Here is a 6,226-nt window from a genome sequence, read left to right as displayed (position 1 = left end):
GGCTGAATGCAGTCTCGATTTCACAGTGCCCTTGGGGATGTGGAGATCTTGGGCGATCTGTGCCGTCGTCCACGCCAAGTAGAAGCTGCGCCAAATCACCGCACGGTGCTGGGCCGACAGCCGCGTGAACGCCTCAGCGATTAGCACCCGGTCCAGGGCGGCGTTTACCTCGTCGGCACCGGCAGGCCCCGGGACCTCGGCAAATTCCTGCCAGCTCACCTCGTGGCGGAACCGTGAACTGCGGCTGTCGTCGATGATTATGTTGCGCGCAACGGTGAATAGCCACGCCTCCGCTGATCGTCTGATGTCATCTGAGATTTCAGGGTGCTCCCATGCGCGCAGTAGCGTTTCCTGCACGATGTCCTCAGCGCGAACTGGATCCCTCGTCAGCCGCGAGACATAGCGCCATAAGGCGGCGGCACGCCTGTTGTAGAGCAGCCGCATCCGGGCAGCATCCGGATCATCTGTCCAGAAACGTTCGTGTGGCCGTGGGTCGTCCGCTCGGATCCGATGGATGGTGGCGGTCCGTTCGATAGGCGCCTGATCCGAACTCATGCCATCACCGGGAACCCATCCCAGAGTTGCACTGCGGGGCGCCCGCGTCGTTGCTGCTGACACGTCAATTAATGTCGGGTCAATGGGCATCTGGATACTCCTATCCAAGGCGGGCCGAGCCCGCATCGTCGTCCCTAAGGTGTCGGGTGCAGCGATGCACGTGTCACATTTGGCGTTGTGCCAACCGATATCACCGCGGGATCTTGAAATTCCACAATGGCCAGGCTAAGCAGGCGATCGGCAAGATTCCTGCGACCGTCCGTCGGTTCGCGGTTTTCGGCTAGCGATTCGGCGTTCAGCGGAGAAATCGCACAGTAGTGGCGCTGCGGGTGGGTCATCAGCGGGGACAGCATCGCGGAGCCGCGGTCGCCATAATTCGACTGTGACGCCGCGCACGAGCCCCCGCTGGTGCGGCCAGCCTGGCCCTGGGTCAATGTCGTTTTGTTGCGCCAGGCAGACTGGGTGATTTGGGAGACGAGTGGCGAGTTCGATTCCCCGACAGGCGATAACGACGCACCGGATGCCGCGAGTGCGTCATCCTCTGACACCCATTTCCTCCAATGAGTGCCGCAGTTCTCGGATGGCTGAATGGAGTCTCGATTTCACAATGTCCGAGGCTGCGCCGACGCTACCGGTGCCGACCTCTGGGCTGAGCACGCACTAAACGAGATGTTCAAGGAGACCGAAACGACCACGTACGTTTTAACGCCCAATACGCCGTAACCGACTAGCGGGCTGACGAATTCCATTATCGGATCAAAGTTTACACCGGCGACCGCAAGCGGATGTCGAGGAGGGCATCGACACCATCCCGACAGCCGGGTACGTCTGCGACCTCTCGGACCCCGACCAGTCCGTGAATCCGGCTATCTGGCAATGCATCGTCGGCAAGGGCGGGTACGCGCCCATCCTTGTGAACGACACCGACTGGCCGGTGTTTGACAGCCAATTCGCTTGGGCAGAGAACACGGTCACTTTCAATCGACCATCCCCCTAACCCACAGCTGCGAGATGCCCTTGACGGCCTTGCGGGTGACTTGGGTGGCCTTCGTGACCTCGCGCTCGGGTATGTCGAGGACGCCGTCGAGGTTGATGGCCAAGTCGATAACGCCGACACGAAACCCGAACAGTGAGAACGTAATACACGCGTTCATTGTGTGCCGCCCCAACAGCTGGGGAAGTTGAACGTCAAGCCGTCGTCGCGTCGCCCACCGTCGGCCCTGTGCGCTGTGCGGATGTAGCCGATAGCGACTTGCTCGGGCATTCCCCCGCCGGTCGTCACAGCCAGCTCGTGCTCGGTTGCTGCGATGTCTTCGAGCTGAATCAGCGTGAAACTCCCTCCAAACTCTGGCCCAGGCGACTCGCTCAATCCCATGGCCATGGTCTAGACAGCGAGCTTGCACCTGACCCACGTCGTCGCGGTTCGCCACCCGGGCAGACCTGGGCGAGTTGACCACCAGTCAAGCGCGGCATATCCATTCGGCGCCGAATGACGGAGGCTTCGGCGTGGAATCCTTTCTCCCTCTGCGGTTCCCGTGAACCACTAGGCGTCGAACGAGCATCTGATAGGTGTGACGCAAGGAGATTGCTCAGGCGTAGCCCAACGCGGCGTTCTCCGCGCGGATCCGCACAGACAGCACCAGGACATTGGCGATGCTGAACACGATCGCCGTCACCCACGCTGAATGAACCAGTGGTAGCGCCGCAACCTCTGCCGCGACCGCGGTGTAGTTGGGGTGGCGCACCCATCGGTACAGCCCGTCTCGAACCAGCGGCGCGCCCGGGATCACGATTAGCCTTGAGTTCCAGAGCTTGCCGAGCACGGCAACACACCGCCAGCGGACCACGGTACTGAGCACCACGACGGCAACCATCGGCCATCCCAGCCAACCGATGAACGGCCGGCCCAGGACCCAGACTTCCACGACGCATGAAACCAAAAACAACGCATGCATACTAACCATCGCCGGGTAGTGATCGCGGCCGAACTCCTTGCCTCCGTGAGCAAGTGACCATTTCGCGTTTCGCCGGGCGACCACGAGCTCGACCAACCGCTGAGCGCCGATGGCCAGGATGAAGAGGTAGTAGTACATCGTCTTACTTCCTCACCACTGCAGCAGCAGCAGCTCGAAGCTGAATCCCGGACCCATCGCAAGCATCACTGCGAGGGCTCCGTCGGATGGCGGCTCGGCGACAGTTCGCCGCAGCACGTCAAGCACGGACGCGGAGGACATATTGCCGTTGTCCCGCATGGAGTTCCGGCTGTGCACCAACGCCTCGGGCGACAGGCCTATCGCGTTTTCGATCGAATCGAGCACTTTGGGACCACCGGGGTGACAGACCCATGTCGAGATATCCGCGATGGACAAACCGTGCGCGAACAGGAAGCGGTCAACCTCACAACGCAGGTAGTCATCGGCCATCTTTGGGACGTCACGGGACATCACGAGCTGGAACCCGCTGGAGCCGACGTTCCAGCCCATGACGTCGACGGTCTCCGGAATCATCCGGCTGCGGGTGGCGAGGACGCGCGGACCTCGATTCTCGTTGAAGCCCGATATATTGCAGTCGGCACCGGTGGCGACCACCGCGGCCGCGCCGTCTCCGAACAGAGACACACCGATAAGGGCTGGGATCGAGGTGTCATCGCGTTGCAGCGTGAGCGAGCACAGCTCGACAGACAGGAGCAACGCGACGTGCTCCGGGTAGCCGTGCAGGTAGTCGTAGACGCGGGCCATCCCGGCCGCACCCCCCACGCAACCGAGCCCGAATAACGGGACACGCTTGATGTCAGGCCGAAATCCGATGCGCGACATCAGCCGTGCGTCGATAGTCGGCACCGCAATTCCAGTGCTCGAGACGAGCACGATGGTGTCTACCCCGTGAGGCTCGATGTTGGCCGCGGCGAGCGCCTTCTTGATCGCTTGCTCACCGAGGTCAACGGCAACCTCGAGGTAAGCGTTGTTCGCTTCAGTGAAGCCAGTCATTTTCGGGTAGCGCGGCAGCGGCAGCGCGAGGCTACGATGATCGACACCAGTCGTTTGGGCAAAGCGCATGAACCCCGGTTCAGCGAATTCGGTGAGCTCGCGCGACACCTGATCCTGGTTGTACCGGTGCGCTGTGGACGCCACCGCAGTGCCGGCGATGTGCGGGGCGCCGCGGCCATGATGGGCGGCCGGGTTTGCGGATGTGGAATTTGTTGTTGCAGTCATGCCTATACCTACGACCGGTGTCCTGTCGAAGGCCGATCGAGGTCAAGGTGACCTTGAGCACAATCCGCCACCAACTGAGACATGTCACCTCGATGACGGAACCGGCGGTGCGCACTCTAGTTGCGGGTGGCGCCATCTGGCGATGTTCCTGCGGGCGCCGTGCGGGCGGACGAGCGGGGTCTAGGCCGTGTGCCCTGGTCAGCGCAGATGTCGTGGCGCGGCATTGTGTAGCGGTTTGCGGGGCTGGATGACGCGGATGTTGCACTGGGCCCTCGGCGTAATTCACTGGCGGCGACTGCGCGGCCCACTGGTGCTGCAACAGCGCTGAAGGTGCGGGGAGCCGCTGCGCGGGACCGTGTCTCGCGGCAAACCAACGATGAGTGCCCCAATGCGGCCGAGCTCGAGAACACGTGGCGAGCATCGACTGGTGACTACTGTGAGTGACAGCGCACTCCAAGATTGTCGGCTGTCAACCATTCTGAGGAGGTGGCGAGTGATTGAGAACATGGGCGACTTTCGCGCTCTGGATCCGTTCTTTCGGATCATCGAGGAAGGACTTGCGGAATTCGTTGACGGTGAGCACTTCTTCGACCTGCTGGCCGACGACGTGGTCTTCGACTTCATCATCACGGTTCCGAACTACCCGCGCCACATCGTCGGCCGCGACAACCTCATTGAGCTCTACCGCGGCTACGGCTCCACGCTGTTCCTGGACCGCTGCTACGACCTGCGTGTCCACCCGTCACCGTCGACGTCGTCGGTGGTGCTCGAATATTCCTCCGAGGGAAGGGTCGTGGCCACCGGGCAGCCGTACAGCAACCGATACATCTCCGTTGTCGTCATCAAGGACAGCAAAATCACCGCGTGGCGCGACTACCTCGACCCACTGCGGGTCTTCGCCGCCCTCGAGGGACGCCCCATTGAACCAGACGTCCGACAAACGAGGTGACGACCCGGACACTTGCACCTGCATTTGTGGTACCCGCGGTCCGTCACGCGTCGAGGGGGCCAGACGGGCAGCAAGTCCTTTCGAGCCACAACAGCAACAAGCACGCATCACCTACGCCCGACCGCTCTGGGCATCCAGGGGCACCGACCCCAGACAACTACGAACTTAGGGACAATCTCATGGCTGACGAAGAGTCAACCGAAATAGTCAGCGGACCTCCCTCGGGAATGAAGTACATCGCCGAAGCGATCGGCACGTTCTTCTTGGTGTTCACGGTCGGTGCGGCAGTCGGCAGCGGCAGCCAGTTCGCCCCGCTTGCTATCGGTGCGGTCCTGATGGTGATGGTGTACGCCGGTGGACACATCTCGGGCGGGCATTACAACCCTGCGGTGACCTTGTCGGTACTGGTGCGGCGTCGGATCACCGTGCGCGACGCCTCCATGTACTGGATCGTGCAGTTAGCCGCCGGGCTGCTGGCTGCGGCGGTGGTGCGTGGGATCGTTGATCCGGCACGGGCCACGAAGACCGTGACGATGACGCTGACCGGTCACGGTTTGGTGGCCGCATTCGTGGTGGAGCTGTTGTTCACCTTCGCCCTGTGCTATGTGGTACTCAATGTAGCGACGAGCAAGAGTCATCCGGACAACTCGTACTTCGGCCTGGCAATTGGTTTCACTGTGCTAGCAGGCGCTTTCGCAGTCGGCGCGATCTCCGGTGGCGCGTTCAACCCGTCGGTCACTGTCGGCGCGGCCGTGATGCGCATGTTCGCCTGGCCGACGCTGTGGGTGTATCTGGTCGCGCAAGTCATCGCCGGCGCCGCGGCCGGAGTCACCTTCCTCGCGCTCAACCCTGACGACAAATGATTGCGCCCTCGAGGTCGGCGCGTCTGAGTGGCGCTAAGGGGTCGGCCCCGCTCTAACTGATCGGCTGGCCAGTGCCCGCATAGCTGTGGCCACGATGGCGTCTGCGTCGGCCGGCGTCATTCCTCCGTGCCCGGTCGCCCGCCGGTACAGCGCCGGAGCGAAGATGAGATCCAGCGCCACCTCGGGGTCGACGTTCGGATCCAGTTCGCCACGGGCGACGCCGCGGTCCCAGATCTTCCTCACGGCCGCTCGGCGGATGTTCACCTGGTGTGTTCGTATCCGCTCGCGTTCAGATGGGTAGAACTGCGACTCGCCGATGAGTTGGGCGAAGATCGCGCCGAGTGGGCTGGTGTACAAGCGCATCATGCCGCGCAACGCTAGGCGGAAGTCTTCGGCCGCCGATCCGGTGTCGGGCACAGGCGCCTCGGCCATCATTTGGTACAGGAACGCCTCGATAGCCACCGCGGTTCTGTTCGGCCACCACTTGTAGATGGTCGCCTTGCTGACCCCGCTGCGTTGGGCGATCCGGTCGATCGACGCCCTGCGCAGGTCGTCCTCCTGCATCAGTTCCATGGCGGCTTTCAGGACGGCATGGCGGTGTTCCTCGCTGCGCGGTCGACCGCGCGCTCGACTTGGCGTCATTACTC

The 6,226-nt window shown here is 62.5% G+C and carries 8 protein-coding genes; 2 read left to right on the top strand and 6 right to left on the bottom strand.

The window, feature by feature from the left end; genetic code table 11:
- The 5 genes from WAN71_RS21725 to WAN71_RS21705 all read right to left on the bottom strand — a co-directional run.
- Positions 1-444: sigma-70 family RNA polymerase sigma factor (locus WAN71_RS21725; protein ID WP_422227308.1), on the bottom strand; the 444-nt coding region annotated here is incomplete at its 3' end.
- Positions 445-1,532: 1,088 nt separating this feature from the next.
- Complete coding sequence (locus WAN71_RS21720) at positions 1,533-1,709, bottom strand: DUF7429 family protein (protein ID WP_422227307.1); 177 nt, start codon at positions 1,707-1,709, stop codon at positions 1,533-1,535.
- Positions 1,706-1,930, bottom strand: coding sequence for a hypothetical protein (locus tag WAN71_RS21715; RefSeq protein WP_422227306.1), 225 nt, complete (start codon positions 1,928-1,930; stop codon positions 1,706-1,708). The genes WAN71_RS21720 and WAN71_RS21715 overlap by 4 nt, the downstream gene beginning before the upstream one ends.
- Before the next feature lie 214 nt (positions 1,931-2,144).
- On the bottom strand, positions 2,145-2,648 hold the full coding sequence (locus tag WAN71_RS21710; protein WP_422227305.1) for an isoprenylcysteine carboxyl methyltransferase family protein: 504 nt from the start codon (positions 2,646-2,648) through the stop codon (positions 2,145-2,147).
- A gap of 12 nt (positions 2,649-2,660) precedes the next feature.
- The gene (locus WAN71_RS21705; RefSeq protein WP_422227304.1) at positions 2,661-3,767 is read right to left on the bottom strand and encodes a type III polyketide synthase; all 1,107 of its coding nucleotides are present in this window, start codon (positions 3,765-3,767) and stop codon (positions 2,661-2,663) included.
- A gap of 493 nt (positions 3,768-4,260) precedes the next feature.
- Between WAN71_RS21705 and WAN71_RS21700 the strand changes: the two genes are divergently transcribed.
- Both WAN71_RS21700 and WAN71_RS21695 read left to right on the top strand, forming a co-directional pair.
- Positions 4,261-4,716 carry a nuclear transport factor 2 family protein gene (locus tag WAN71_RS21700; protein WP_422227303.1) on the top strand — a complete coding sequence of 152 codons (456 nt, stop codon included), beginning with the start codon at positions 4,261-4,263 and terminating at the stop codon, positions 4,714-4,716.
- A gap of 179 nt (positions 4,717-4,895) precedes the next feature.
- On the top strand, positions 4,896-5,579 hold the full coding sequence (locus WAN71_RS21695) for an aquaporin (protein WP_422227302.1): 684 nt from the start codon (positions 4,896-4,898) through the stop codon (positions 5,577-5,579).
- A 33-nt stretch (positions 5,580-5,612) separates the two neighbouring features.
- On the opposite strand, the gene WAN71_RS21690 is transcribed toward WAN71_RS21695, so the two are convergent.
- On the bottom strand, positions 5,613-6,226 hold a 614-nt coding region (locus WAN71_RS21690; RefSeq protein WP_422227301.1), incomplete at its 5' end, for a TetR/AcrR family transcriptional regulator.

The organism is Mycobacterium sp., assembly GCF_049280035.1.
GTDB lineage: Bacteria > Actinomycetota > Actinomycetes > Mycobacteriales > Mycobacteriaceae > Mycobacterium.
Note: the sequence above shows the minus strand (reverse complement) of the source record. Positions and strands in the feature narration are given on the sequence as shown.